General features: G+C 70.9%; 23 protein-coding genes. 7 read left to right on the plus strand and 16 right to left on the minus strand.

Annotation, left to right across the window (positions count from 1 at the left end; translation table 11 throughout):
• Positions 1–45: 45 nt before the first annotated feature.
• Genes AB0F81_RS30125 through AB0F81_RS30155 form a run of 7 tightly spaced genes read right to left on the minus strand, consistent with a single transcriptional unit; the run spans position 46 to position 8,308 of the window.
• The gene (locus AB0F81_RS30125; RefSeq protein ID WP_360202654.1) at positions 46–1,350 is read right to left on the minus strand and encodes a polysaccharide lyase family 1 protein; all 1,305 of its coding nucleotides are present in this window, start codon (positions 1,348–1,350) and stop codon (positions 46–48) included.
• Positions 1,351–1,357: 7 nt separating this feature from the next.
• A complete protein-coding gene (locus AB0F81_RS30130) occupies positions 1,358–1,693 on the minus strand; it encodes a cupin domain-containing protein (RefSeq protein WP_360202656.1) in 336 nt (111 codons plus the stop codon).
• Positions 1,671–2,798 carry a Gfo/Idh/MocA family oxidoreductase gene (locus AB0F81_RS30135; RefSeq protein ID WP_360202715.1) on the minus strand — a complete coding sequence of 376 codons (1,128 nt, stop codon included), beginning with the start codon at positions 2,796–2,798 and terminating at the stop codon, positions 1,671–1,673. The genes AB0F81_RS30130 and AB0F81_RS30135 overlap by 23 nt, the downstream gene beginning before the upstream one ends.
• A 5-nt stretch (positions 2,799–2,803) precedes the next feature.
• Entirely contained in the window at positions 2,804–4,267 is a 1,464-nt protein-coding gene (locus tag AB0F81_RS30140; RefSeq protein WP_360202658.1) for a mannitol dehydrogenase family protein, read from the minus strand.
• Positions 4,258–5,547, minus strand: a complete 1,290-nt coding sequence (locus AB0F81_RS30145) for an enolase C-terminal domain-like protein (protein ID WP_360202660.1) — start codon at positions 5,545–5,547, stop codon at positions 4,258–4,260. Before AB0F81_RS30145 ends, AB0F81_RS30140 begins: the two co-directional genes overlap by 10 nt.
• Positions 5,544–6,968 (minus strand): glucuronate isomerase, encoded by a 1,425-nt coding sequence (gene uxaC / locus AB0F81_RS30150; RefSeq protein WP_360202662.1) that lies wholly within the window; start codon positions 6,966–6,968, stop codon positions 5,544–5,546. Before uxaC ends, AB0F81_RS30145 begins: the two co-directional genes overlap by 4 nt.
• Before the next feature lie 8 nt (positions 6,969–6,976).
• Entirely contained in the window at positions 6,977–8,308 is a 1,332-nt protein-coding gene (locus AB0F81_RS30155; RefSeq protein ID WP_360202664.1) for a Gfo/Idh/MocA family oxidoreductase, read from the minus strand.
• 213 nt (positions 8,309–8,521) lie between these two features.
• Here AB0F81_RS30155 and AB0F81_RS30160 point away from each other — a divergent pair, with 213 nt between their 5' ends.
• Genes AB0F81_RS30160 through AB0F81_RS30180 form a run of 5 tightly spaced genes read left to right on the plus strand, consistent with a single transcriptional unit; the run spans position 8,522 to position 13,281 of the window.
• Positions 8,522–9,547, plus strand: a complete 1,026-nt coding sequence (locus tag AB0F81_RS30160) for a LacI family DNA-binding transcriptional regulator (RefSeq protein ID WP_360202666.1) — start codon at positions 8,522–8,524, stop codon at positions 9,545–9,547.
• Between the two features lie 8 nt (positions 9,548–9,555).
• A complete protein-coding gene (locus AB0F81_RS30165; protein ID WP_360202668.1) occupies positions 9,556–10,869 on the plus strand; it encodes an ABC transporter substrate-binding protein in 1,314 nt (437 codons plus the stop codon).
• A 5-nt stretch (positions 10,870–10,874) separates the two neighbouring features.
• Entirely contained in the window at positions 10,875–11,852 is a 978-nt protein-coding gene (locus AB0F81_RS30170) for a sugar ABC transporter permease (protein WP_360202670.1), read from the plus strand.
• Positions 11,852–12,688 (plus strand): carbohydrate ABC transporter permease, encoded by an 837-nt coding sequence (locus tag AB0F81_RS30175; protein WP_360202672.1) that lies wholly within the window; start codon positions 11,852–11,854, stop codon positions 12,686–12,688. Before AB0F81_RS30170 ends, AB0F81_RS30175 begins: the two co-directional genes overlap by 1 nt.
• Before the next feature lie 2 nt (positions 12,689–12,690).
• Entirely contained in the window at positions 12,691–13,281 is a 591-nt protein-coding gene (locus tag AB0F81_RS30180; RefSeq protein WP_360202674.1) for a hypothetical protein, read from the plus strand.
• Here AB0F81_RS30180 and AB0F81_RS30185 read toward each other — a convergent pair.
• Genes AB0F81_RS30185 through AB0F81_RS30195 form a run of 3 tightly spaced genes read right to left on the minus strand, consistent with a single transcriptional unit; the run spans position 13,259 to position 16,358 of the window.
• A complete protein-coding gene (locus tag AB0F81_RS30185; protein ID WP_360202675.1) occupies positions 13,259–14,509 on the minus strand; it encodes an endonuclease/exonuclease/phosphatase family protein in 1,251 nt (416 codons plus the stop codon). The genes AB0F81_RS30180 and AB0F81_RS30185 overlap by 23 nt on opposite strands.
• A 42-nt stretch (positions 14,510–14,551) precedes the next feature.
• Positions 14,552–15,859 carry a hypothetical protein gene (locus AB0F81_RS30190; protein ID WP_360202677.1) on the minus strand — a complete coding sequence of 436 codons (1,308 nt, stop codon included), beginning with the start codon at positions 15,857–15,859 and terminating at the stop codon, positions 14,552–14,554.
• 31 nt (positions 15,860–15,890) lie between these two features.
• On the minus strand, positions 15,891–16,358 hold the full coding sequence (locus AB0F81_RS30195; RefSeq protein ID WP_360202679.1) for an Lrp/AsnC family transcriptional regulator: 468 nt from the start codon (positions 16,356–16,358) through the stop codon (positions 15,891–15,893).
• A gap of 137 nt (positions 16,359–16,495) precedes the next feature.
• On the opposite strand from AB0F81_RS30195, the gene ald reads away from it, so the two are divergent.
• A complete protein-coding gene (gene ald / locus AB0F81_RS30200; RefSeq protein ID WP_360202680.1) occupies positions 16,496–17,611 on the plus strand; it encodes an alanine dehydrogenase in 1,116 nt (371 codons plus the stop codon).
• A gap of 57 nt (positions 17,612–17,668) precedes the next feature.
• On the opposite strand, the gene AB0F81_RS30205 is transcribed toward ald, so the two are convergent.
• Positions 17,669–19,228, minus strand: a complete 1,560-nt coding sequence (locus tag AB0F81_RS30205; protein ID WP_360202716.1) for a beta-1,3-glucanase family protein — start codon at positions 19,226–19,228, stop codon at positions 17,669–17,671.
• Between the two features lie 239 nt (positions 19,229–19,467).
• Here AB0F81_RS30205 and AB0F81_RS30210 point away from each other — a divergent pair, with 239 nt between their 5' ends.
• Positions 19,468–20,211 carry a lytic polysaccharide monooxygenase gene (locus AB0F81_RS30210; protein ID WP_360202681.1) on the plus strand — a complete coding sequence of 248 codons (744 nt, stop codon included), beginning with the start codon at positions 19,468–19,470 and terminating at the stop codon, positions 20,209–20,211.
• A gap of 196 nt (positions 20,212–20,407) precedes the next feature.
• Here the strand turns inward: AB0F81_RS30210 and AB0F81_RS30215 are convergent, their stop codons facing one another.
• The 5 genes from AB0F81_RS30215 to AB0F81_RS30235 all read right to left on the minus strand — a co-directional run bounded on the left by AB0F81_RS30215 (position 20,408) and on the right by AB0F81_RS30235 (position 24,897).
• Positions 20,408–21,223: a MetQ/NlpA family ABC transporter substrate-binding protein gene (locus AB0F81_RS30215; protein WP_360202682.1), complete on the minus strand. Its 816-nt coding sequence runs from the start codon at positions 21,221–21,223 to the stop codon at positions 20,408–20,410.
• 11 nt (positions 21,224–21,234) lie between these two features.
• Positions 21,235–21,891, minus strand: coding sequence for a methionine ABC transporter permease (locus AB0F81_RS30220; protein WP_360202684.1), 657 nt, complete (start codon positions 21,889–21,891; stop codon positions 21,235–21,237).
• The gene (locus AB0F81_RS30225) at positions 21,888–22,859 is read right to left on the minus strand and encodes an ATP-binding cassette domain-containing protein (protein ID WP_360202685.1); all 972 of its coding nucleotides are present in this window, start codon (positions 22,857–22,859) and stop codon (positions 21,888–21,890) included. Before AB0F81_RS30225 ends, AB0F81_RS30220 begins: the two co-directional genes overlap by 4 nt.
• 137 nt (positions 22,860–22,996) lie before the next feature.
• Complete coding sequence (locus AB0F81_RS30230; protein WP_360202686.1) at positions 22,997–23,659, minus strand: response regulator transcription factor; 663 nt, start codon at positions 23,657–23,659, stop codon at positions 22,997–22,999.
• The gene (locus AB0F81_RS30235; RefSeq protein WP_360202687.1) at positions 23,647–24,897 is read right to left on the minus strand and encodes a histidine kinase; all 1,251 of its coding nucleotides are present in this window, start codon (positions 24,895–24,897) and stop codon (positions 23,647–23,649) included. Before AB0F81_RS30235 ends, AB0F81_RS30230 begins: the two co-directional genes overlap by 13 nt.
• Positions 24,898–25,116: the final 219 nt, after the last annotated feature.

Consider the following 25,116-nt stretch of genomic DNA (forward strand, 5'->3'; position numbering starts at 1 on the left):
GCGGGGATGCCGTCCGGCGCGTGACCGCGGTGGCCGGTGTCCGGGTCAGATCCGCCCGGCGCCGGCTCGGGCGTTGACCACGGCCGGCACCTGCGCGGCCGGGGTGACCGGCCCGGGCCGCAGCACCGGCGTCCAGCCGGCGTCGGTGCCCAGGTCCGGATCGTGGGTGGCGTTGTACTCACCGAGCAGGCTGACCGGCTGGACCGGCCCGGTGCCGACCCGGGTCAGCGTGCCGATCTCGGTCATCGCGGTGCCGCCCCAGTCGTAGACGAAGTCCTCCAGAGCGAGATCGGCGCTGCGCAGCAGGAAGTTGTTCTCCGCGTAGATCGCCGAGTAGACCCCGACGCCCCACGAGTACGAATAGGTGTCCTCGTCGGTCAGGTAGTAGTAGTTGTTGTAGACGTCCACCTGGCCGAACCGGACCCGCGGCACCCGCTGCCCGACGTTGGCGAACCTGTTGTGGTGCACGGTGACCCGCAGCTTGCCGAGGTCCGCGCCGACCGTGTTGGTCGAGCCGATCAGCATCGTCTTGTCGTGCTCCTGGAACACGTTGTACGACACCGTCACGTAGTCCGACGCCCGGATCACGTCGAGCGCCCCGTCGTGCACCTGGTACGGCCGCCCGAAGTACAGCGGCTGGTTCGCGTCGACGTTGTTGCCGTCGCTGAAGGTGTTGTGGTCGGCCCACACGTGCGTCGATCCGGTCACCGTGACCAGGTCGTACGCCGAGTTCCAGTTGCCGGCCGAGCCGTCGGTCGGATCCCAGGCCGGGAAGCAGTCGGCGGCGTCCTCCATCCGCAGGTTCCGCACGATGACGTTGTCGACGTTCTGGATCAGCAGGTTCGCGCCGACGAGCCGGGCGTTCGGCAGGCCGTAGATGGTGGTGTTCGCGCCGACCCGCAGGTTGATCCGGGCGGCCTGGTTGCGCGCGGACCGGACCCGGGCCTCCTCCAGGGGGCCGCTGGGCCGGGTGGCGCGTCCCCACACCGCCGGATCGTAGGCGGCCAGGTACTGCTCCAGGCTGTATGCCGGATCCGCGTAGTCGTCACAGGTCAACGGGGCGCCCGCAGCGTCGACGTTGGCCCGGACGGTGCCGGCGACCAGGATGATCCGCGGGGTGGGGTCGGTGCCGCCGGCGAGCGCGGCAGCCAGTTCGTTGCGGTCGCGGACGACGAAGACGTGCGCGTCGTCGGCCGCGGCGCCACCGGTGGTCCCGGTGGTGGCCGCCGCCCACCCGTCGTTGGCGGGCAGGACCTGGCGGGCCGCGGCGGGGACGGCCGCCGAGGCCGGGACGGTGGCGATGCCGGCGGCGAGGACGAGGCCGACGGTCGCGGCGAGAGCGGTTCGCATGCCGGGCCTACGCAGCCGGTTCCAGATGCAGCCACACGAAGACCAGCGGTTCGGTGCCACGGCTGATCAGGTGGTGGTCCTCGCCCGGCTCGAAGAGCACGGCCTCACCGGCGGTGAACTTGTCCACTTCGGCGCCCTCGATCTCGATCACGCCGCTGCCCTGCACGATCACGAAGAGCTCGGGGACGGTGTGCACGTGCCGGCCGGGTTCGTCGTGGGTGCGGAAGTTCGGTTCCGGGTAGATCCGGAAGCCGCCTTTCTGCACGACGTGGCCGGGCAGCGGACTGGTGAACTGCGGGCCGCGGTGATGTGGCTCGAGTTCAGCGATGCTGAGCTTGCGCATGGGTCACTCCTTCCTTCTCGAAAAGCACCCGGTGCGGCTCGGCCGCCCAGGTGATGCCGATCTCGGACGGCAGGTGGCCGGTGGCGGCCACCCGCTGGACGAGTTCGTCGATGCCGGCCACCACGTAGCCGCCGCCGTCCGGGTGCGGCCGCAGTTGCTCCTGCGGGATCACCGCCGGCGGCGGCGCCGCCACGATCGCCTCGGCCACCGCGGTGAAGGTCCGGGTCCGCTCCAGCGGGGCGATCAGGGGTACGCCGGGGTCGCGCCGATGGTCGAGCAGGTTCTCCAGCAGCCCCGTCCGGCCCGGGACCTCCCGCGCCTCGGGCTCCCCCGGCAGCCGCAGCCGGTCCGTCGGGTACTCCAGGACGGCGTCACCCACCTGGATCTCGCCCCGGATGAAGACCTCCGAGGCGAGCGTGACGGCCGCCGTGATCCGCCGCCCGTCCGCGCCGGTGAGCCGCACGAACGTGGTGTCGTCGGTCTCGATGGCCCGGGAGCGGTAACGCTCCAGCTCCATCAGCTCGGGCCGGAACCCGTCCGCCACGACCAGCGACTGCATCAGGGCGTGCGCGAACGGGTTGACCAGGGCGCCGTCGAGCACCGGCCGGCCGGCGATCGCCCGCCGGCCGGCCCACGGCGCGCGCAGGTAGTAGCTGTCCGGCCGCCACCACGCCCCGGACACCCCGATCGGGCCGGCCGGGGCGGCCGCGCGCAGCTCGGCCAGCGCCGCCGAGCCGAGCGCCTGGAAGCCGACCTGGACCAGCCGGCCGGTCCGCGCGACGGCCGCGGCGAGGTGGTCGTGCTCGGCCGCCGACATCACCGGCGGCTTCTCCAGCAGCAGGTCCGCGCCGGCGGCGAGCACGTCGAGGGCGAGCGGCAGGTGGGTGTGCGGCGGCGTGCAGATCACCACCACCTCGGGCCGGGCCTCGCGGAGCAACGCGGTGTGGTCGGGGTAGAACGGGACGCCCGGCAGCGGCGCGTCCGGGTGGGGCTCGACCGGCTGCCGGTCGCAGAGCCCCACCACGGTGACGCGCCCCTGGCCGGACAGGCGCTGGAAGGACCGCCGGTGCCAGAGCCCGTGCCCGCCGGCCCCGATCAGCGCCACCCTGGTCAAGAGAGGGCTCCGCGGATCGTGGCCTCCGCACCGTGCCGGGCCAGCTCGTCGTACCAGCGGATCAGCTCGCGGCGCAGCACCTCGTCGCCGGCCAGCTCGGGCGGGAAGACCTGGCTCAGGGCGAGCAGCGCGTCGACCGTGCCGGCCGGGGTGTCCGGCGCGGCGTCGAGCGCCGCACGGATCCGGTCGGCCAGGGGGTCGTCCAGCGGCAACGTCGCGCCGCTGTCGGCGTACCCCCGCGCGAAGCGCATCCATGCCGCCAGGACCAGCGCTGCCCAGCAGGGGACCGCACCGGCCCGGCGCCGCTCGGCGACGGTGCCGAGCAGGCGGTGCGGCAGCTTCTGGCTGCCGTCCATGGCCACCTGGATGTTGCGGTGGCCGAGCTCGCGGTTGGCGAAGCGGACCAGGACCGACTCGCCGTACTCGACGACGCTGACGCCCGGCGGCGGGGTCACCGTGGGCGCGATGTCCTCGGCGATGAAGCGGCGCAGCAGGGCGGGCAGGCCCGGCAGGTCGAGCGAGTCGGCGATCAGCTCCCGGCCGGCCAGCGCACCGAGGTACGCGCACGCCGAGTGCACCGCGTTGAGCGAGCGCAGCTTGAGCATCTCCCACGGGGTGACGTCGTCGGTGAGCACCGCGCCGGCCGCCGCCCAGTCCGGCCGCCCGCCCGGGAAGTCGTCCTCGATCACCCACTGGGTGAACGGTTCGGCGACCACCGGCACCGCGTCGTCGGCGCCGAGCGCGAGAGCCGCCCGCCGCCGGTGGTCGGCGCTGGTGGCCGGCACGATCCGGTCGACCATGGTGGCCGGGAACGCGACGTCGCCGGGCAGGTCGGCGCCGGCCACGGCCAGGGCCTGGCTGACCAGGCCGCGGATCCGCGGGCCGTTGCCCATCAGGTTGTCGCAGCAGAGCACGGTCAGCGGTCCGCCACCGGCTGCCTGCCGGCGGAGCAGGCCGCGGACGAGCAGCGCCGGCACCGACACCGGTGGGGCGGTCCCGGTGAGCTGGGCCCGCAGATCGTCGTCGAGCAGCAGCCGCCCGTCGTGGTCCATCCGGTAGGCCTTCTCGGTCACCGTCATCGTGACGATCCTGATGTTCGGGTCCGCGACGGCCGCGACCACGCCGTACGGGTCGCCGGCGGCGTGCCCGAGTCCGGCCAGGATCCCGATCGTGCGAGCCTCGTCCTCCGCCCCGCCCACCGTGAGGACGCTGTACAGGCCGTCCTGTGCGCGCAGCTGGTCGAGGACGGTGCGCGAGCGCGGCGCGACCCCCACGATCCCCCAGTCGCCACCGGACGCGGCGACCGCGTCCTCGGTGAAGACTGCCTGGTGGGCGCGGTGGAAGGCGCCCAGCCCGAGGTGGACGATCCCCGGCCGGACCTCGCCGGGCTGCACCGCGGGACGGCTCCGCTGCGGCAGCGAGGTGAGGGCGTCACGGCCGAGGCGGTAGGTCACCGCCATGCCGGCCCGTCCGGGAAGCGGAACTCGGCGATCGAGGCGTCCTTCATCTCGACGCTGTAGCCGGGCTTGGCCGGCAGCCGGTACCGGCCGTCGACCACGGTCACCGGGTCGGTGAAGTGCTCGTGCAGGTGGTCGACGTACTCGATCATGCGGCCCTCCAGGGACCGGCCGGCCCGCAGGTAGTCGAAGATCGCCAGGTGCTGGACGTACTCGCAGAGGCCGACGCCACCGGCGTGCGGGCAGACCGGCACGCCGAACTTGGCCGCCAGCAGCAGGATGGCGAGCACCTCGTTGACGCCGGCGACCCGGCAGGAGTCGACCTGGCAGACCTGGATGGCGCCGGCCTGCAGCAGCTGCTTGAAGATCACCCGGTTGGCGGCGACCTCACCGGTGGCCACCCGGATCGGGTTCACCGCACGGGCGATGCGGGCGTGCCCGAGCACGTCGTCCGCGTGGGTCGGCTCCTCGATCCAGTACGGGTCGTACGGCGCGAGCCGCTCCATCGCCGCGATCGCCTGGTCGACGTCCCACACCTGGTTCGCGTCCATCATCAGCAGCGCCCCGGCGGGCAGTTCCTCGCGGATGATCCGGGCGCGCCGCACGTCGTCCTCGAGCGGGCCGCCGACCTTCATCTTCACCGCGGTCCAGCCGTCGGCGACGGCCTGCCGGGTCAGCTCGCGCACCTTGGCGTCCGGATAACCGAGCCAGCCGACGCTGGTGGTGTACGCCGGGAAGCCGTTCCTCTCCAGTTCGGCCAGCCGGTCGTCGTACCCGATCGCGTTCTTCTCCAGAAGTTCCCGGGCCTCGCCCGGGGTGAGCGCATCGCTGATGTGCTGGAAGTCGATCGAGGCGACGATCTCGTCGGCGGAGAGCTCGGCCAGGTAGCGCCACATCGGCTTGCCGGCGAGCCGGGCCCGCAGGTCCCAGACCGCGTTGATCAGGGCGCCGGACGCCATGTGGATGACGCCCTTCTCCGGGCCGAGCCAGCGCAGCTGCACGTCCGCGGTGATCGAGCGGGAGAACCCGACCTGGTCGGCCTCGATCTCCTCGACCGTCCTCCCGACGACGTGGTGGGCCAGGGCCTGGACGGCGGCGCAGGTGAGCTCGTTGCCGCGGCCGTTGGTGAAGGTGAGGCCGCTGCCGGTCACCCCGGCGTCGGTGGTCACCTCGACGTAGGTGGCCGAGTAGTCACCCTTGTTGATCGCATCCGATCCGTCGCCGGCGGCCGCGGTGGGGAAACGCACATCGTGCACCTCGACCCCGGTGATGCGGACGCTCATGCTTTCTCCTCATCCAGTTTGAAGACTCGTTTGGGCAGGTGGTAGGCGAGGTCGGCGATGGTCTCGGCGGCCTCGTCGAGCGGCAGGCGCCCCTCGGCGACGAGCCGGGCCAGGAAGCCGGCGTCGATCCGGCGGGCCACGTCGTGCCGAGCCGGGATGGAGCAGAACGCGCGGGTGTCGTCGACGAACCCGGACGTGTTGTAGAAGCCGGCCGTCTCGGTGACCGTCTCGCGGAACCGGCGCAGCCCCTCGGGGCTGTCCAGGAACCACCACGGCGCGCCGAGGTAGACCGCCGAGTAGCCGCCGGCCAGCGGCGCCAGCTCGCGGGTGAACACGGTCTCGTCCAGGGTGTAGAGGACCAGGCGCAGGCGCGGGTCGTCGCCGTACCGGTCGAGCAGGGGTTGCAGGGCGCGCACGTACTCGGTGGCTGAGGGGATGTCACCGCCCACGTCGCGGCCGTGCCTGGCGTGCAACGCCTTGTTGTGGTTGCGCACCGAGCCCGGGTGCAGCTGCATGACCAGGCCGTCGTCGAGCGACATCCGGGCGAACTCGACCAGCATGTGCGCCCGGAACACCTCGGCGTCGCGCTCGTCGGTGCCGCCGCCGAGCGCCTTGCGGTAGAGCACGGCCGCCTCGGCGTCGTCCAGCACCACGGTCGCCGCGGTCGGATGCCCGTGGTCGGAGCTGGTCGCGCCGGCCGCGATGAACGCCTCCCGGCGGGCCCGCAGCGCGTTCAGGAAGCCGGGGTACGTGCCGACCTCCACCCCGGTGAGCTCGCCGAGGGTGGCGACCCGGTCGCGCCAGCCGGCCCAGTCCAGGTCGACCAGGTTGTCCGGGCGGAAGGTGGTGATCACCCGGCCGCCCGGTCCGCCCCAGCCGTCGGCCTCCAGCTTGGCGTGCGCGGAGAGGTCGTCGATCGGGCTCTCGGTGGTGGCCAGCACCTCGATGTTGAACCGGGTGAACAGCGCCCGCGGCCGGAACTCCGGCTCGGCCAGACGGGCGGACAGCTCGTCGTAGATCTCGTCTGCGGTCTTGGCGTTCAGCGGCTTGTCGATGCCGAAGACCTCGGCGAAGACCTTCTCGGTCCACAGGCGCGACGGCGTGCCACGGAACAGGTGCCAGTTGGCGGCGAGCAGCCGCCAGATCGCCCGGCCGTCGGCCTCCACCTCGGTCCCGTCGATGCTCGGCACACCGAGCCGGGCCGGCGGGATGCCCTGGCTGGCGAGCATCCGGGTCACGTAGTGGTCGGGCACCACGAAGAGCCGGGCCGGGTCGGGGAACGGCTGGTCGCCGGCGAGCAGGGCCGGGTCGACGTGGCCGTGCGGGCTGATCAGCGGCAGGTCGCGGGCGTGGCGGTAGAGCTCACGGGCGATCTGGCGCTGGGTGGTCTCGGCGGGGAAGAGATGATCTTCTTCGGGCACCGGGGCTCCTAGCGGTATGCGGACAGGTCGAGGAGGTTCTTGACGCGTACGGCCTCGCCGCCGGCCAGTGACGCGTTGCCGGCCAGGCCGGTGAGCAGAGCCTGAGCTCCGTCGATGGCGCCGGCCTTACGCCCCAAGGGGTCGACGGTAGCGGTGGGACGGATCAGATCGGCGAGCATGCGTACGTCGCCACCACCGTGGCCACCCCTGGTGTACCCCTCGACGGCCACCTCACGCGGCGGCGCCCAGTACGGCCGGACCAGCAGACGCCTCGACCCCTGCTCGGCGGTCGACTCCGCGCCCGGCTCGCCCTTGACCCCGGCGGCCGCGGACGGCGCGACGTGGTCACTCTCCACGACCTCGAGTTCCAGCCGGCCCCGGCTGCCGTTGAACATGACCCGGTATCCCTCCCACGGCGCGTACGCGGTGAGGTGGTAGCTCATCGACGCGCCGCCCGCGTATCGGACCAGCACCGCCATGTCGTCCTCGATGGACACGCCACCGGCGAACACGTTCTGGTCCCGGTGGTAGCCGTCGTGCTGCTCGGCCTCCAGGTAGAGCTCACGCATCGCGGGCTCGTCGGCGAGCCGCAACGCGAACGGGTCACCCTCGGCCGCCGCGGCGCCGTGCGCCCGCTCGTAGTCCCGGGCGTAGCCGTGCCGTCGCCCCTGATCGCCGTAGAAGAAGAGCCGGCCGGCCGCGAACACCTGGTCCGGCTCGTCGTCGAGCCACCAGTTGACCAGGTCGAAGTGATGGCTCGCCTTGTGCACCAGCAGCCCGCCGGAGTTCGCCTTGTCACGGTGCCACCGGCGGAAGTAGTCGGCGCCGTGCCGTACGTCGAGCAACCACTCGAAGTGCACCGAGCCGATCTCGCCGATCTCGCCCGAGGCGAGGATCCGCTTCACCGCCTCGTGCAGCGGGTTGTAGCGGTAGTTGAACGTGACCCGCACATCGCGCCCGGTCCGCCGCTGCGCGTCGAGGATGCGCCGGCAGCCGGCCACGTCGACGGTCATCGGCTTCTCGGTGATCGCGTCGCAGCCCGCGTAGAGGGCGGCCGCGATGTACTGGTCGTGGTACCGGTCCACGGTCGTGACCAGGGCGACGTCCACCTGCTCCCGCTTGAGCATCTCGGTGAAGTCCGCGGCGTCGTAGACCGGGACGGGCGCGGCACCGAGCGCCTCGAGGCGGGCATTGTGGACGGCCGGCCTGGCCGGGTTCGTGTCGGCCAGGGCCACCAGCTCAGCCACGTCGGCGTGGTCGGTGGTGAGCGCCCGGAGAAAGAGACCGGCCCGTGCGCCGGCGCCCACGAGGGCATACCGGCGGCGGGGTGACAACGTCATTCCGTCGCCTCCATTCGGCAAACGTTTGCAACAGATTAGGGAGCAGAGCGAGACCCAAGTCAATGGACGGTCTGTATTTGTCCGCTTTTCTACCGATGGCGTTACCGTGGGGCCACAAGATCGACATAGAAGGGCGTTGACACGCCAGCAACCGTTTGCATTAATGGCTCCACCGGAGAGATCCGGGTCACATCACCGTTCCAAGGAGGCACCGTGGCCGTGACGATCCGGGACGTCGCGAGGGCGTCCGGCGTGCACATCTCCACGGTGTCGCGCACCTTTTCCGCACCGCACCTGGTCAACCCCGAGACCCGCTCCCGGGTGCTGGCCACCGCGGAGCAGCTCGGTTACCGCCCCAACCGGGCGGCCCGGGCACTGATCACCGGACGCACGCACAACATCGGCCTGATCGTGGCCGACATCGCCAACCCGTTCTTCCCGCCCCTGATCAAGGCGGCCGAGACCCACGCCCGGCGGCGCGACTACCACGTCTTCGTCGCCGACACCGACGAGGACCCGATCGTCGAGGCCGAGCTGGTGCAGGCCCTGGCCAAGCAGGTCGACGGAATCCTGCTCTGCAGTCCCCGGATGAGCGACGACCAGATAGAGCAGCTGCGCCGCGAGGTGCCGCTGGTCGTCATCAACCGCATGATCACCGGCCTGCCCGCGGTGGTCATGGATGTGGGGCACGGCGCCCGTCAGGCCGTCCGGCACCTGCTCGACCTGGGCCACGACCACCTGGTCTACCTGGCCGGGCCGCGTGGCTCCTGGACCAACCGGGAGATCCGCCGGGCCGCCGGGGCCACCGCCCGTGCGGCCGGTGCGGAGCTGACCGTCCTCGGTCCGCACCAGCCGGTCGAGGAGGCCGGCGCGGCGGCTGCCGAGGCGGTTCTCGCCACCGGCGCCACCGGGGTGCTGGCCTACAACGACCTGATGGCGATCGGCCTGCTCCAGGCCCTGCAGGACCGTGACATCGCGGTGCCGGGGCAGGTCAGCGTCATCGGCATAGACGACATCGCCTACAGCGGCCTGGTCCGCCCGAAGCTCACCACCGTGGCGAACCCGACCGCAGCCGCCGGTCGCGCCGCCGTCGACATGCTGCTCCAGCAGGGCGACGACGGCGCCACCGGACAGGTCACCCTCCGGACCGACTTGATCATTCGCAACTCCACCGGCCCCGGGCCTCTCACCCCGGCCGCCGCGACCACCGCTGAGGTAGCCGCAACCGTCAAGGAGTGACGACAAGCATGACCGCACCCCAGTCCTTCGCCCCGCGCCCCACACGGCGCCGCCTCTTGAGCGGCCTCGTCGCCGGCATGCTCGCCCTTCCGCTGGCGCTCGGCGCCTGCGGTGGTGACGACGAGCCCGCCGACGACGGCAAGGTCGAGCTCAGCTTCTTCTGGTGGGGTGGTGAGGCGCGCGCCGAGCTGACCGAGAAGGCGCTCGACCTCTACACCCAGAAGCACCCGAACGTCACGTTCAAGAAGACCTGGCAGGCCAACCAGGGCTACTTCGACAAGCTGGCGACGCTCACCGCCGGCGACGACGCGCCGGACATCTTCCAGATCGACGACAACTACCTCGCGGAGTACGCGACCCGTAACGTCACCCTGGACCTGAGCAGCTACCAGTCGTCCGGCAAGCTCGACACCACGAAGTTCCCCAAGGGCCTGGTCGACTACGGCACGGTCGGCGGCAAGCTGGCCGGTGTGGCGTTCGGCGAGAACACCCAGGGCCTGGTCTACAACAAGACCAAGCTCGAGGCGGCCAAGCAGGAGCTGCCGACCACGGGGATGAGCTGGGAGCAGCACATCGCCTGGGCGAAGGCGGCGGGCGCCGCGGCCAAGCTGCCGGGCACCATGGACCCGAGCGCCGACTACAAGGCCTTCTGGCTCTGGCTGCGGCAGAACGGCAAGGACATGTACACCCCGGAGGGGCAGCTCGGCTTCACCAAGGAAGACGTGCAGAAGTGGTTCGAGCTGTGGAAGGGCGCCCGCGACGCCAAGGCCACCCCGACCCCGGACGTCATCCACGAGGGCAACGCCACCGACGTCACCAAGCAGCTGGTGGTGACCGGCAAGGCGCTCACCTCCTGGGTCTGGGCGAACCAGCTGCCCGAGCTGCAGAAGAACACCAAGGACGAGCTGGGCGTGGTGGCCTACCCGGGCGACCCGAGCGCGCAGTGGCCGCGTGCCTCGATGTACTTCTCGGTCTACCGCGGCACCGACCACAAGGACGTCGCGGTCGACGTGATCAACTTCCTGGCGAACGACCCGGAGGCCGGCAAGATCCTCGGCACCGACCGGGGCCTGCCGTCCAACCTGGACATCCGTAAGACGGTGACCGAGTCCACGGACAACCCCGCGATGAAGGCCTCAGTCGCGTTCGCCGACGAGATGCAGGCCAAGTTCGGTCAGTCGCCGGCGGTCCCGCCGAAGGGTCACAGCACCGTCCGCTCCGAGCTGATCAAGGCCGCCGAGGAAGCCCAGTACGGCCGCGCCACGCCGGCCGAGGCCGCCGAGCAGTACTTCGCCGCTGCCCAGGCCGCGATCAGCCGGTGAGTCCTGTGGCAACAACGACGGCCCGGCCCACGCCGACCCGGCCGCCCGCCGGTCCCGCCGCTTCCCAGCGGCGGGGCCGGTCCGCCCGGCCGAAGACCGACGGTGTCGCCGGTTACGTGTTCCTCTCCCCCTGGCTGCTCGGGCTGCTCGCCATCACGGCGGTCCCGATGCTCATGTCGCTCTACCTCAGCTTCACCAACTACGACGTCCTGAGCGACTGGGACTCGATGGAGTGGGTGGGGCTGGACAACTACCGCACGATGTTCACCGACGACCCGTCCTTCTGGCACGCGGTCCGGGTCACCCTCACGTTCGCGCTGATCGCCACCCCGCTCAAGCTGGCCGCCGCGCTCGGCGTCGCGCTGCTGCTGAACCGGTCGTTCCGGGGCAGCGGGCTGTTCCGGGGCCTGTTCTACCTGCCGTCGCTGCTGGGCGGCAGCGTGGCCCTGGCGATCGTCTGGGTCAACATGTTCAACCGCGACGGCGCGTTCAACTCGTTCCTCGGCTGGTTCGGCATCGAGGGCAAGGCCTGGGTGAACGACCCGGACTTCGCGCTCGGCACGCTGATCCTGCTGGCCGTCTGGCAGTTCGGCGCCCCGATGGTGATCTTCCTGGCCGGCCTGAAGCAGGTGCCCACCGAGCTGTACGAGGCGGCGTCGGTGGACGGCGCCGGCACGGTGCGCAAGTTCTTCGCGGTCACCCTGCCGATCCTGTCCCCGGTGATCTTCTTCAACCTGGTGCTGGAGACGATCAACGGCTTCCAGGGCTTCACCTCGGCCTTCGTGCTGAGCAACGGCACCGGCGGCCCGGTCGACTCGACGCTGATGTACACCCTGCACCTCTACATCAAGGGCTGGAACGAGTACCAGATGGGTTACGCCTCGGCCATGGCCTGGGTCTTCCTGCTCACCATCGGCCTGGTCACCGCGGTCATCTTCCGCACCGGCAAGTTCTGGGTGCACTACTCGGACGGAGAAGACTGATGACCCTCCAGCGCCTGGGCAGGCCGGCGATGCTGGTCCTGCTCTCGGTGATCGTGCTCTACCCGCTGGTGTGGATGCTCGGCAGCTCGTTCAAGGCGCCTGAAGAGGTGCTCAACAACATGTCGGTGTTCCCGGAGGTGTTCACGCCGGGCAACTACACCGACGGCTGGGGGCACTTCGACGTCGCCTTCGGCCGGTTCTTCCTGAACAGCGCGATGGTCGCCGGGCTCACCGTGGTGGCGAACTGTGTCTCCTGCCTGCTGGCGGCGTACGCGTTCGCCCGGCTGAAGTTCCGGCTGCGGGGCTTCTGGTTCGCCATCATGATCGGGACGCTGCTGCTGCCCGGCCACGTGCTGATCGTGCCGCAGTTCGTGATGTTCAAGACGTTCGGCTGGGTGGGCGGCGACTGGCCGTACGCTCCGCTGATCGTGCCGCAGCTGCTGGCCACCGAGGCGTTCTTCGTCTTCCTGATGGTGCAGTTCATGCGGGGTGTGCCGCGCGAGCTGGACGACGCCGCGAAGATCGACGGCTGCTCGCCGTACGGGGTGTTCAAGCACGTGATCCTGCCGCTCTCGCGCCCGGCCCTGGTCTCGACGGCGATCTTCTCGTTCATCTGGACCTGGAACGACTTCTTCCGCCAGCTGGTCTACCTCTCCGACCTGGAGAAGTACACCGCTCCGGTGGCGCTGACACTGTTCATCGACTCGTCCGGCCAGTCCGCGGTGGGCCCGATGTTCGCCATGTCGGTGCTGTCGCTGCTGCCGGTCTTCCTGTTCTTCGTCGCGTTCCAGCGGATGCTGGTCGAGGGCATCAACACGACGGGGCTGAAGGGATGACGGTGGCCTGGCCTCAGGACGACGCGCCGCCGGCGCGCCCGGACTGGCGCGAGCGGTTCGCCCTGGGCACGGACCTCGCGCTGATCGGCGTGCTGGTGACCGTCGCCGCGCTGCCGGTGCTGACCGCACCGGCGGCGCTGGCGGCCGGCTCAGCGGCGGTCCGGCACCGCTACACCGAGGGAAACCTGCCGCCGGTACGCCCGCTGCTGCGGCTGTACCGGCGCGGGATCCTCCCCGGCATCCCGGTGCTGCTGGTGGCGGTGGCGCTGCTGGTCGACCTGGTCGCGATCAGCCGTGGCTGGGTGCCGGGCGGGACCGTGCTGTTCACCGGCACCGCGGCGGTGGCGGCCTTCCTCGGCGGGTTCGCCACGCTGACGCTCGTCGCGATCGGCCGGGACCCCGGGTTGTCGCCGCGCGACGCCGCCCGGTGGGCCTGGCGGTCATCGACCGCCAGGCCCTGGACAGCTCTGGCCCCGGCGCTCGCCGGTGCGCTGGCGTTCTTCCTGGCACTGACCATGCCCGCGACGATTCCGCTGGTCATCGGCTTCCAGCTGTTCGCCGCGCACGTGATCAGCGACCGCTTGGCACCCTGAGGTCGGCCCAGACGAGGCGGTGGTCGGAGGTGGGGAAGCCGTTGACCGCCGCCCAGGCCGGGTCGTAGACCCCGCTCAGCCGCGACAGCGGATCCGACCGCACCGGCCAGAACACGCCGGAGCCGGTCACCTTGATGGTCACCCGGGGCAGGACGTAGTCGGCGCGCAGGTTGCCCGGCGCGGTGTCCGCGAAGTCGGCGGTGTCGAAACGCGGGTCGCCGCGGTGGGTCAGGTTGGCGCCGCCCTGCAGGGTCGCCGCCTCGGCCGCCCCGGCGCTGGCCGGCGAGGTCCGCGTGTTGATCAGCGGGTGCCCGGTCAGCTGGTGGATCGCGTTGTCGTACGAGTCACCGTCGGCCGGATCCGCGTTCTGGTCCCCCGCGATCACGAACAGCTGCCCCGGCTTCAGGCCGCCGCGGCGTCCCCGGTCGTCGTAGACGTAGCGCGACTTGCCGGGCGTCACGTAGTCCGCCCAGAACCGGATCTCGTCGTGGTTGCGGCGCCCGTTGCGGTCCTCCGGGCCGTCGAAGGTCGGCGGCGTCGGGTGCGAGACCAGGAAGTGCACGGTCTTGCGGCCGACCCGCACCGGCACGTCCCAGTGGCTCTTCGACGACAGCCGCAGGACCGCCTGCTCCTCGGGCGAGTAGAACTCGGTGGGCAGCAGGTTGCCCGGCATGTCACGCCACTTGAAGTTCTGGAAGGTGCGCACCGCCGACCTGTCGATCGGGTACTTCGAGTACACGACCATGCCGTACTGGCCGGGGAACAGGCCGAAACCGAACGAGTCGTCGCCGTACGCCTGGTCGCCCGGCGTGGTGTCGGTGACGCCGTTGTTGTTGAGGTCGAAGCCGGAGGCGAGACCGGTGTTGGACGGCGCGACGTAACGGTACGGGTAGCGCTGGGCGCGGGCCCCGTTCTGCGACACGGCGAGGAAGTTCTCCGCGAACAGCCGGGCCGCCTCGGGGTCGTAGTCGAACTCGTTGATCAGCACGACGTCCGGCGCGGTGCGCTGGATGACCTCGGCGACGTTGCGCGCCTGCCGCCGGTAGACGTCGTCGACCTCCGGGTTCGCCAGGTGCTCGCGCAACAGTCCCTGCGCCGGCCGGTTCAGCGACAGGTTGTACGTCGCGAACCGAACGTCGTGATCTTTCCCGCCGGCATTCGCCGGTACCGCACCGATGACGGTGCCCAGTGCCGCCGCGCACGCCGCGGCTGCCAGAAGTCGCCTCATGGCACCCTGCCTATCGGACGGTCCCCGGCGGCGCAACCATGGTCATCGTTCCGGCACCGGAGCTTCATCCACCGGTCGCCCGGCACGCCGTCGCCGGGCCCATTCCCCGGCGCGCAGCACGATGAGCGCGGAGGTGGAGACGCCGAGGAGCACGAGCGGCGCCTCGAGCGGGAAGTCCGCGTCGATCAGCACCGGATCGCCGGCCCGGGTGGCCGCGGCCGCCAGCACCGAGTCCGCCACGTCGATCGACTCCGCCTCGCCGCCGGGTTCCAGCAGCACGCGGCCGGTGCCGAGCTCGACGAGGCGCACCGACTGGATGTCGTCCTGCGTCGTGAGGCCCCACTGACTCTGCTCGTCCGTGAAGAGGGCCGGCGTGGTGCCGTCGACCGCCGAGTACTCGGCCGCCACCGGCTTGCCGGCCCACCAGCCGAGGACCCGCACCGCGAACGCACCGTCCACTGTCCAGCTCGGCGCCGGACCGGCGCCGAGGGGCACGGTCGCGACGGTCCAGCGGATCGGGTACGCGCCGCAGTCGCACTCCTCGCCGGCCACCACCAGCAGGCCCCGGCCGTCCGGCTGCCAGGCGCCCTTGCCGGCCAGGCGGGCGCCCTCCGGGATCTCGTAGTCGACCGGTTCGCCGCCACCGTCCGCCTGGACCACGCGGATCCGGTCCTCCAGCTGGAAGGCGAGCCGGCTGCCGTCCGGGGAGAACGCCGCGGTCCAGCCGTGGAGGGCGCTCAGCGCGCTCAGCGGGTGCACCACCCGGTGCTCGCCGGTCGTCACGTCGAGCAGGCGCAGCGCCACGTCCTCGGGGTCGGTCAGGATCGCCAGCGTCCGGCCGTCCGGCGACCAGGCCTGCGGGAAGATCTCCAGCTCGTTCAGCTCCGCCGGGTAGCTGGTGAACCGGCCGGTGGCCAGGTCGGCGACGCCCTCGGTGGTGGCGAGCCGGTCGCCCGCGGGCGAGAGCACCGACGACATCCCGGCCGGTCCGGAGCGCCGCAGCACCCGGTAGGTGTCCGACCGCTTCCCGACCAGCCCGGTGAACCAGTCCGAGCCGTCGAAGAACCAGGTGTTCGACGTGTAGAGCACCGAGGCCGCGCCGATCGGGTCGCGCTCGCCGTCGGCGGTCCAGAGCGACGGGGCGCCGATCCGGGCCGGAAGCGTCCCGCCGCCGGGTTCGCGGTCGGCGGCCTCAGCCCCGCCCCCGGAGAACAGGGCGGGCGGAAGCGGGAGCCACCCGACGACCGAGGCGGCGAGGCCGACGACGAGCAGCACCGCGCCGGTCGCGGCGAGCACCGCCAGGGCCGCTCTGATCCGATCGGCCCGCTCGGGTGGCTCACCAGCGTTCACGAGCGTGGAGCTTAGATGATCATCACAAGCCTCAGGCGCCCCGGCGGTGCTCGAAGATCAGGTACGTCTCGGTGCCGGCGATCAGGCGCGTCCCGCTGAGCCGCTCGGTGATCACCGAACGCAGGTCGTCGACGTCGGCGGCGGCCACGTGCAGCAGGAAGTCGTAGGACCCCGAGACGAAGTAGACGTCGCGGACCGCGGGGATCCCGGCCAGGGACTCGGCGAACTTGCCGATCGCGTCCCGGGCGTCGGACCGGATCCGCACCGCGATCATGGCCTGGATCGGCCGGCCGATCCAGGCCGGGTCCACGTCGGCGTGGAAACCGCGGATCGCCCCGATCTCGCGCAGCCTGCGGACCCGGGTCAGGCAGGTGGAGGGCGCGATCCCGACCCGGTCGGCGAGGGCGTTGTTCGGCATCCGGCCGTCGGCGCGCAACAGGCTCAGCAGCTCCAGATCGATGTGATCCAGACCTCGAACATCCTTCGGCAGGTCGGTCATCGTGGTGGCTCGGATCGCAGAATCTGCGCCCGCGGAGGGACGAACAGAATCTCGTTCGCTCGCCTTGCCTGATCACTGCACATCGTTCCACCCTATCGCCAGCAGACAACGCGGTCTCCGTGGAAAGGAAACGTCCCATGCGCATCGGCGTGCCGAAAGAGGTCAAGAACCACGAGTACCGGGTGGCCATCACCCCGGCCGGCGTGGTCGAAGCGGTACGCCACGGCCACGAGGTGATCGTGCAGGCCGGCGCCGGGACCGGATCGGCGATCACCGACGAGGACTTCCTCGCCGCCGGCGCCCGGATCGCCCCGGACGCCGACGCGGTCTGGGACGACGCCGACATGGTGCTCAAGGTCAAGGAGCCGATCGCCGAGGAGTACCACCGGCTGCGCGCCGGGCAGGTCCTGTTCACCTACCTGCACCTCGCCGCCGACGCCGAGGGCACCAAGGCGCTGCTGAACAGCGGGACCACCGCCATCGCGTACGAGACGGTGCAGCTCGCCGACGGATCGCTGCCGCTGCTCGCCCCGATGTCCGAGGTCGCCGGACGGCTCGCCCCGCAGGTGGGCGCGTACAGCCTGATGCGCAACAGCGGGGGCCGCGGTGTGCTGCCCGGCGGCGTGCCGGGCGTCGCGCCCGCCAAGATCACCGTCATCGGCGGCGGCGTCTCCGGGGTGAACGCCGCGACCATCGCCCTCGGGCTCGGCGCCGACGTGACCGTGCTGGACCTGAGCCTGCCCCGGCTGCGGCAGATCGACGCCCAGTTCGGTGGGCGGGTCAAGACGCTGGTGTCGAACTCGTACACCATCGAGCAGTCGGTGATCGAGGCGGACATGGTGATCGGCGCGGTGCTGGTGCCCGGGGCGAAGGCGCCCACGCTGGTCAGCAACGACCTGGTCAAGCGGATGAAGCCCGGCTCGGTGCTGGTCGACATCGCCATCGACCAGGGCGGCTGCTTCGAGGACTCGCGGCCCACCACCCACGAGAACCCGGTCTACCAGGTGCACGAGTCGGTCTTCTACTGCGTCGCCAACATGCCGGGCGCGGTGCCGAACACCTCTACCTACGCGCTGACCAACGCCACCCTGCCGTACGTGCTGCGCCTCGCCGACCTGGGCTGGCGCGACGCCCTGCGTGCCGACCCGGCGCTCGCGCTCGGCCTGAACGCGCACGCCGGCGCCCTCACCAACGACCTGGTCGGTTCGGCCCTCGGGCTCCCCACCGAGACGATCGCCTCGATCCTGGCCTGAGCCGGCCCCCTCCCGCGCGCCCTCCGAAGACCCTCCGGAGGGCGCGCGCCGTTGCGGTCAGCCGCGGCGGAACGTCTGGTTGGCGCCGCCGTGGCAGTCCCACTGCAGGAGCTTCGCTCCGTCGTTGGGGTTCCAGGCGTCGATGTCGATGCACCGGCCGGACTGCGGGTTGCGCAGTGTGCCGTTGCTCTGGTGGACGAACTGCTGCGCCGGGTTTCCGCTGCAGGTCGCGAGCTGGATGATCGCGCCGTTGGCGGTGGAGCCCCATGCGACGTCCACGCACTTGTTGTTCTGGCTCTGCAGCGTGCCGCCGGTGAAGGTGAACTTCTGGGCGCTGGTGTTGTTGCAGGTCCACATCTGCAGCTGGACGCCGTCGCTGAAGTTGGCGTTCGGCACGTCGACGCACTTGTTGTTCAGGTTGCTGATCAGCGACACCGCGCCGGTGCCCGGATTGGTGGGGCCGCCCCCGCCGGTGAACGGGGACAGGATGATGCCGGCCGAGCGCGGGTCGCCGTCGTGGACCAGCGACTCGAAGGCGCCGACGTCGTCGAAGGCGAACGCGTAGGCCTTGCCGTCGGCCATGTTCTGGTGGATCACCTTGGCGTACACGTTGGTGGGGTTGCTCTTGTAGAAGTCGTTCGCGTTGGTGCTCGGCTGGGTGTCGACGGTGCCGAGCGTGCCGCGGTTGAGCGCGGCGCAGAGCGTCCGGGAGATCGGGCCGACCACCTGGTCGTTGGGCGCCGGCAGGTCGCCGTCGCAGCCCCAGACGCTGGCCGACGACGGGCGGCTGAACGACGCCACCCGGGTGCCGGCGGCGTTGGTGAAGTTCATGACGGTGCCCGAGGTCCGGCCGAAGTAGCGGGTGTTGGGCTGGTCGCCGAACGGCACCACGGTCAGCGTCTTGGTCGTGTAGGCGTTCCACGCCGACGCGATGTACGGGTCCAGATAGGTGGCGCTCATCAGTCCGGCGCCGGCCGCCTTGCCGGGCGCGAGCACCCGCAGGACCGTGCCGTCGGAGCGGGTACGCACCGTGTTCTGCCAGCCGGCCGTGTTGCGCAGCGTGTTGATGACGTTGTCCCGGCCGTTGGCGACGACGTCGCCCGTGCGCCCGGTCTGCCCGCTCGCGCCGGTGACGGTGACCGCGTGCGGGATGGCGAACATGTCGACCTGCGAGCTGTTCAGCCACAGGCCGGCGTCGTTGTAGGTGAACTCGCTCCAGTCGAACAGGATGTTGGCGTTGGGGTCGCCGGCCGCCCACGGCGCGGGCTGGACCAGGCCGTCCGGGGTGAGGAAGAACTTCAGCCTCTCCCCCATCGACATGTAGACCCGGCCGGAGAAGCCGCGCGGGAAGTGGATCAGGGTGCTGCCGCCGTTGGCGGCGCCGGGGATGGAGACGTCGGGCGCGGGCGCCGGGGGAAGGGCGCCGCCGCTCCAGGCGGTGAACGTGCCGGCCTGGTTGACGTAGCCGAGCCGGCCGGAGGAGAGCTGGACGCCGATCACGTAGAGATACACAGCTTCACCACGGCCGGTGCTGTTGCTGATGGTCACGGGCAGCACGGCCGGACCGATGGCGTGGGCGGCGGGTGGGGATACCGCGGCCACGGCCGGGACGGCCATGGCCAGCGCGGCGAGGGCGCGCAGGATCTTACGCACGAGGGAACCTCGATTCCGCTGTTGGAAGCTCAGAGAGCGCTCTCAGCAACAGTGCGATTTGTTAACAACACTTGTCAATAGATGCCTGGCGATCTCCCGGCACGAATCACCACATACCGGCACGACCCTTTTCTGTTAGGAAAGCTTGCTTTATATTCCTGTCACACCCACGAATCGATGCTCATCGTTCAAAGGAGTGACACATGCGCAAGTTGATCGCCACGTTCGCGGTCGCTCTCGTCGGTGCCGCCGGATCGCTCCTAGTGGCCTCGCCCGCCGCGGCACACGGTTACGTCTCCAACCCGCCCAGCCGGCAGGCCAACTGCGCTCGTGGCGTAGTGGCGTGCGGGCAGATCAAGTACGAGCCGCAGAGCGTCGAGGGGCCCAAGGGCCTGCGCAACTGCCACGGCAACAACGCCCAGTTCGCCGAACTCAACGACGACAGCCGGAACTGGCCGGCCACCAACGTCGGCACCTCGCTGACGCTCACCTGGATCAACACGGCCCGGCACGCCACCACCGGCTGGGAGTACTTCATCGGCGGCACCCGCGTCGGCTCGTTCAGCGGCAACAACCAGCAGCCGCCGGCCACCCTGTCGCACACCGTCAACCTGAGCGGCTTCTCCGGCCGGCAGAAGATCCTCGCCGTCTGGACCATCTCCGACACGGCGAACGCCTTCTACTCCTGCATCGACGTCAACATCGGCGGCACCGGAGGCGGCGGTGGCGGCGGTGGCGGCGGGAACCCGCCGACCGGATGCTCGGGCACCGCGGCGTGGAGCAGCAGCGCGGTCTACGTGGGCGGCAACACCGTCTCGCACAACGGCCGCATCTGGCGGGCCAAGTGGTGGACGCAGGGCGAGACGCCCGGTGCCGCCGACGTCTGGGCCGACCAGGGCGCCTGCTCCTCGCTCACCGCCGCGGCCGCGCTGGCCAAGGCGATCTAGCACCCGTCCTCGGCTGTCACCCAGTGCTGCACAACGCACCACCGAGCAGCACTGGCCGGCAGCCGGACAAACAAGCTGTCGCCCAGTGCTGCATCACAGGCCACCAAGCAGCACTGGCCGACAGCCGGACAAACGAGCTGTCGTCCAGTGCTGTGTCGGGAGCCGACAAGCAGCGCTGGGCGACAGCCGCGCCAACTCAGAACGCGGCGAGCACCGACCCCTGGTACTTGTCCGTGATGAACTTCTTGACCTGCTCGGAGTGCAGCAGCTTCTCCAGCTTGGTCACCCGCGCGTCACCCTCGTCACCGGTGCGCACCACGACCAGGTTCGCGTACGGGTTGTCGTCCCCGCTCTCCAGCGCGAGCGAGTCGGTGGCCGGCTTGAGCCCGGTCTCGATCGCGTAGTTCCCGTTGATCACCGAGATCGCGGTGTCCTCCAGGCTGCGCGGCAGCTGCGCCGCGTCCAGGGCCTTGATCTCCAGGTTCTTCGGGTTGGTCGCGATGTCCGACACGGTCGCCTTCACCCCGACCCCGTCCTTGAGCGTGATCAGCCCGTTCTTGGCGAGCAGGTTGAGGGCGCGCCCCGAGTTCGACGGATCGTTCGGGATGCCGACGACCCCACCGGCCGGCACCTCGGCGATGCTCTTGACCTTCTTGGAGTAGACGCCGAGCGGCTCGATGTGCACCGGCTTGAGCGCGGTGAACTTGTAGCCCTTCGACGCGACCTCCTCGTCGAGGTACGGAATGTGCTGGAAGTAGTTGGCGTCGAGCTGCTTCTCCTGCAGCGCGATGTTCGGCTGCACGTAGTCGTCGAACTCGACGATCTCCAGCTTCAGGCCCTCGGCGGACGCGAGGTTGTCGGCCACGTACTTGAGGATCTCGCCGTGCGGGACCGGGCTGACACCGACCTTGAGCGTGTCGCTGGAGGCCGAGGAGGAGTCTGAGCCGCACGCGGCCAGCCCCAGGACGAGGGCGGCGGAAGCCAGGACGGCAGCGAGGGAGCGGCGGCGCATCGAATTACCTTTCATCGGTGGGAGAGCCGGCGGGCGAGGAAGTCGCCCACCATCTGGATGAGCTGAACGAAGAGGACCAGCGCCACCACGGTCGCGATCATGACCTTGGTCTCGAAGCGCTGGTAGCCGTAGCTGATCGCGAGATAGCCGAGGCCACCGCCGCCGACCGTGCCGGCCATCGCGGAGTAGCCGACGATCGCGATGATCGTGATGGTGAACCCGGAGATCAGGCCGGGCATCGCCTCACGCAGCAGCACCTTGCCGACGATCTCGCGGCGGGTCGCGCCCATCGCGGTGGCGGCGGCGACCACGTCGGAGGGCACCTCGCGCAGCGCGGTCTCCACCACCCGGGCGAAGAAAGGGATGGCGCCGACGGTCAGCGGGACGATCGCCGCGTCGGTGCCGATGCTGGTGCCGACCACCAGCCGGGTGAACGGGATGATCGCCACCATCAGGATCAGGAACGGGATCGAGCGGCCCAGGTTGACGATCAGGCCGAGCACCGAGTTCAGCGGCGGGATCGGCAGCAGACCGCCGCGCTCGGTGAGCACGAACAGCACGCCGATCAGCAGGCCGCCGATCGCGGTGAACAGCGCGGAGACGCCGACCATCCAGGCGGTCTCCTGCAGGCCGGTGCCCAGCAGCTCGACGACTTCGGACCAGGTCACGACGTCACTCCCCGCTTGCGGAGGAACTCGAGCGCCTCCCAGTTGTCCTCCGGCGCGCCCGGCAGGGCGAGACGCCAGCGAGCAGCGCGCGTCGCGGCGAGCGTTTCCACCGACCCACCCAGGATGCGTACGTCGACAGCGAACCGTCTCGCCAGCTCCGCGATGATCGGCTCGTCCGCCTCGGCGCCGCTGAGCGTGACGTCGACGACGGTCGTCCCGTCCGGAGCCTCCACACCGCCCAGCGGCAGCAGGTCCCGGGCCAGCTCCGAGCCGGGCTGCCGGAGCAGGTCGGCAACCGGGCCGGCCTCCACCACCTTGCCGTCGCGCATCACCGCGGCCGACGTGCAGATCCGCTTCACCACGGTCATCTCGTGGGTGATCAGCAGGATGGTCAGGCCGAGCCGGCGGTTCAGGTCGAGCAGCAGCCGCAGGATCGACTCGGTGGTCTCCGGGTCGAGCGCCGAGGTCGCCTCGTCGGAGAGCAGCACCTTCGGCCGCGCGGCGAGCGCCCGGGCGATGCCCACCCGCTGCTTCTGACCACCGGAGAGCTGAGCCGGGTAGGCCTCGGCGCGCTCGGTGAGCCCGACCAGGTCGAGCAGCTCCGCCACCCGGGCCCTGCGCTCGGCCCGCGGCACCCCGGTGACCTCCAGCGCGAACGCCACGTTGCCGGCGACGGTCCGCGACGAGAGCAGCGCGAAATGCTGGTGGATCATGCCGATGTCGTGCCGGGCCAGGCGCAGCTGCTTGCGGCGCAGCCCGGTGAGCTCGACGCCGCCGACGGCCACCGTGCCGGCGTCCGGGCGCTCCAGCATGTTGACGCAGCGCAGCAACGTGCTCTTGCCGGCGCCGCTCTGGCCCAGCACGCCGTAGACCTCACCCTCGCCGACGGAGAGGTCCACCCCGTCGACCGCGACGACGGCACCGGCCTTCGAGCGGTACGTCTTGCGAAGACCGCTTATTTCGATCACGTGAAACACCCTGGTCAGCCGTTGTGACGTACGTCGCAAAACCTACCCAGCTGATGGGTTTTGCAGCGGGCACAACGCTAGTACCCGAGCGCCTCCGGGGCCACCGGATGTAACGACCCTCACGGGTTTTGTAACTTTCAACTACTCGCTTCGTGGACCATGATCGCCACCTGTACCCGGTTCGCGCAGCCGAGTTTGTCGAGCAGCCGGGACACGTAGGCCTTCACCGTCGGCACGCTCATGTGCAGCTCGGCGCTGATCTCCGCGTTGGACCGGCCGGTCGCCACCGCCTCGGCCACCTCCCGTTCCCGCTCGGTGAGCCGGTCCAGTGCGGCCTTCTTGTCCGCTTTTCCGGTGACCTCCTGCCCGGAGCGGCCCACCGCGTACCCGATCAGCCGCGGCACCACCGACGGCGCCAGGATCGACTCGCCGGCCGCCGCCCGCCGCACCGCGCTCAGGATCTCCGTCGGCGCGATGTCCTTGAGCAGGAAGCCGTTCGCGCCCAGCCGCAGCGCGCCGAGCAGATGCTCGTCGGTGTCGAAGGTGGTCAGCACCACGATCGCCGGGTTCGGCCCGTCGCGCCGCAGTTCCTCGGTGGCGGCCAGCCCGTCCATCCGCGGCATCCGGATGTCCATCAGCACCACGTCCGGCCGCAGCCGCCGGGCCACCTCGACCGCCTCGGCGCCGTCCCCCGCCTCCCCCACCAGCTGCAGGTCCGGGTCCGCACCCAGAACCATGGACAATCCCACCCGCACCAGCGGGTCGTCATCGGCGATCAGCACCCGGATCAACTCGGCCACGGCAGCCACGCTTCCAGATGGAACCCGAGCCCGGTACGCGGGTCCGCCCGCACCCCGTGCCGCAGCCGCCCGCCGAGCAACTCCACCCGCTCGGCCAGGCCGACCAGCCCGGCGCCGGCACCCGGCACGCCGGCCGCGGGCGTGCCCGGCAAGGCGTTGGCGACCTCCACATGCAGCTCACCCTTGGCGGTTCGCTCCACCAGCAGACGCACGGGTACGCCCGGCGCGTGCTTCCCGGCGTTGGTGAGCCCCTCCTGCACGACGCGGTAGACCGTCCGGCCGAGGGAGGGGCCCACCGGTTCCCCGTCGAGCAGGTTGTGTGCTTCCACCCGTACCCCGGCCTGTTGTGCCTCCGCGACCAGATCGCCCAGATGGCCCAAATCGGGTTGCGGCCGAAGGCCGTCGCCCGGGCCGGCGCGCAGCACGCCGAGGATCTCCCGCAGGTCCTCCAGCGCGTGGTGGGCGCTGTCGCGGATCGTTCCCGCCGCCTTCGCCACCTCCTCGGGCGACAGGTCGGGGCGGACCTGCAGCGCCCCGGCATGCAGGCTGACCATGGAGATCCGGTGCGCGAGGGCGTCGTGCATCTCCCGGGCGATCCGTTCCCGCTCCAGCGCCCGCAGCCGCTCGGCCCGCAGCTGCGCCGCCTCCTCGGCCCGCACCGTGCGCTCCCGCAGCGACTCCACCAGCTCGCGGCGCGACCGCACCGCCACCGCGATCGCCACCGTGGCCCCCAGCAGGACGCCGCTGAGCATCAGCTCCACGACCGGCGGCAAGCTCGGGTCCGGCCGCAGCCACGAATAGCCGAAGCCGATCAGCAGATGCAGCGCCAGCACATATCCGACGGCCCGGCCCCGGCGCAGCGTGACCAGCGTGTAGACGATGACCAGCCCGGCATAGGCGGACGCGTCGGTGACCAGCCCGACCGGCGCGATGAGGACCGCGGTGGCCACCGGGTGGCTGCGCCGCCACCAGATCGCCAGTGAGGTCACCCAGCCCACGATCACCATCGGCAGCACGTCGTCGCTGCCGATCCGGCCGATGCTCTCGGCCTCGCCGACCAGGACGAGCGCGAAGAACCACGAGATCAGGATCGCGGCGACGTCGACGGCCCGGTAGCGCACCGCGGCCTCCAGCCGGCGCCGCCACCCACCGCCGGCCGCCGGCCGGCCTTCCCGCTCGGCCGTCTCTCCCCCACCCGATGCCGGCCCATCAGTGCTCGGCGCGCTTTCGACCCCCATCGCTTTCCGCTCCGCCTTGCCGTTGCCCGCCGATTGCGGCGCGGCGCCCTGCGCCCCTGGCTCGGCGTTCCCCTTGTGCGCCGATTCCGGCCCAGCGCCCTCCGGGACGCTCCAAGCGTCCAGTGCCCCTGGCTCGGCGTTCCCCTTGTGCGCCGATTCCGGCCCAGCGCCCTCCGGGACGCTCCAAGCGTCCAGTGCCCCTGGCTCGGCGTTCCCCTT

Origin of the sequence: Actinoplanes sp. NPDC024001 (genome assembly GCF_040638955.1) — a bacterium.
Taxonomy (GTDB): Bacteria; Actinomycetota; Actinomycetes; order Mycobacteriales; family Micromonosporaceae; genus Actinoplanes.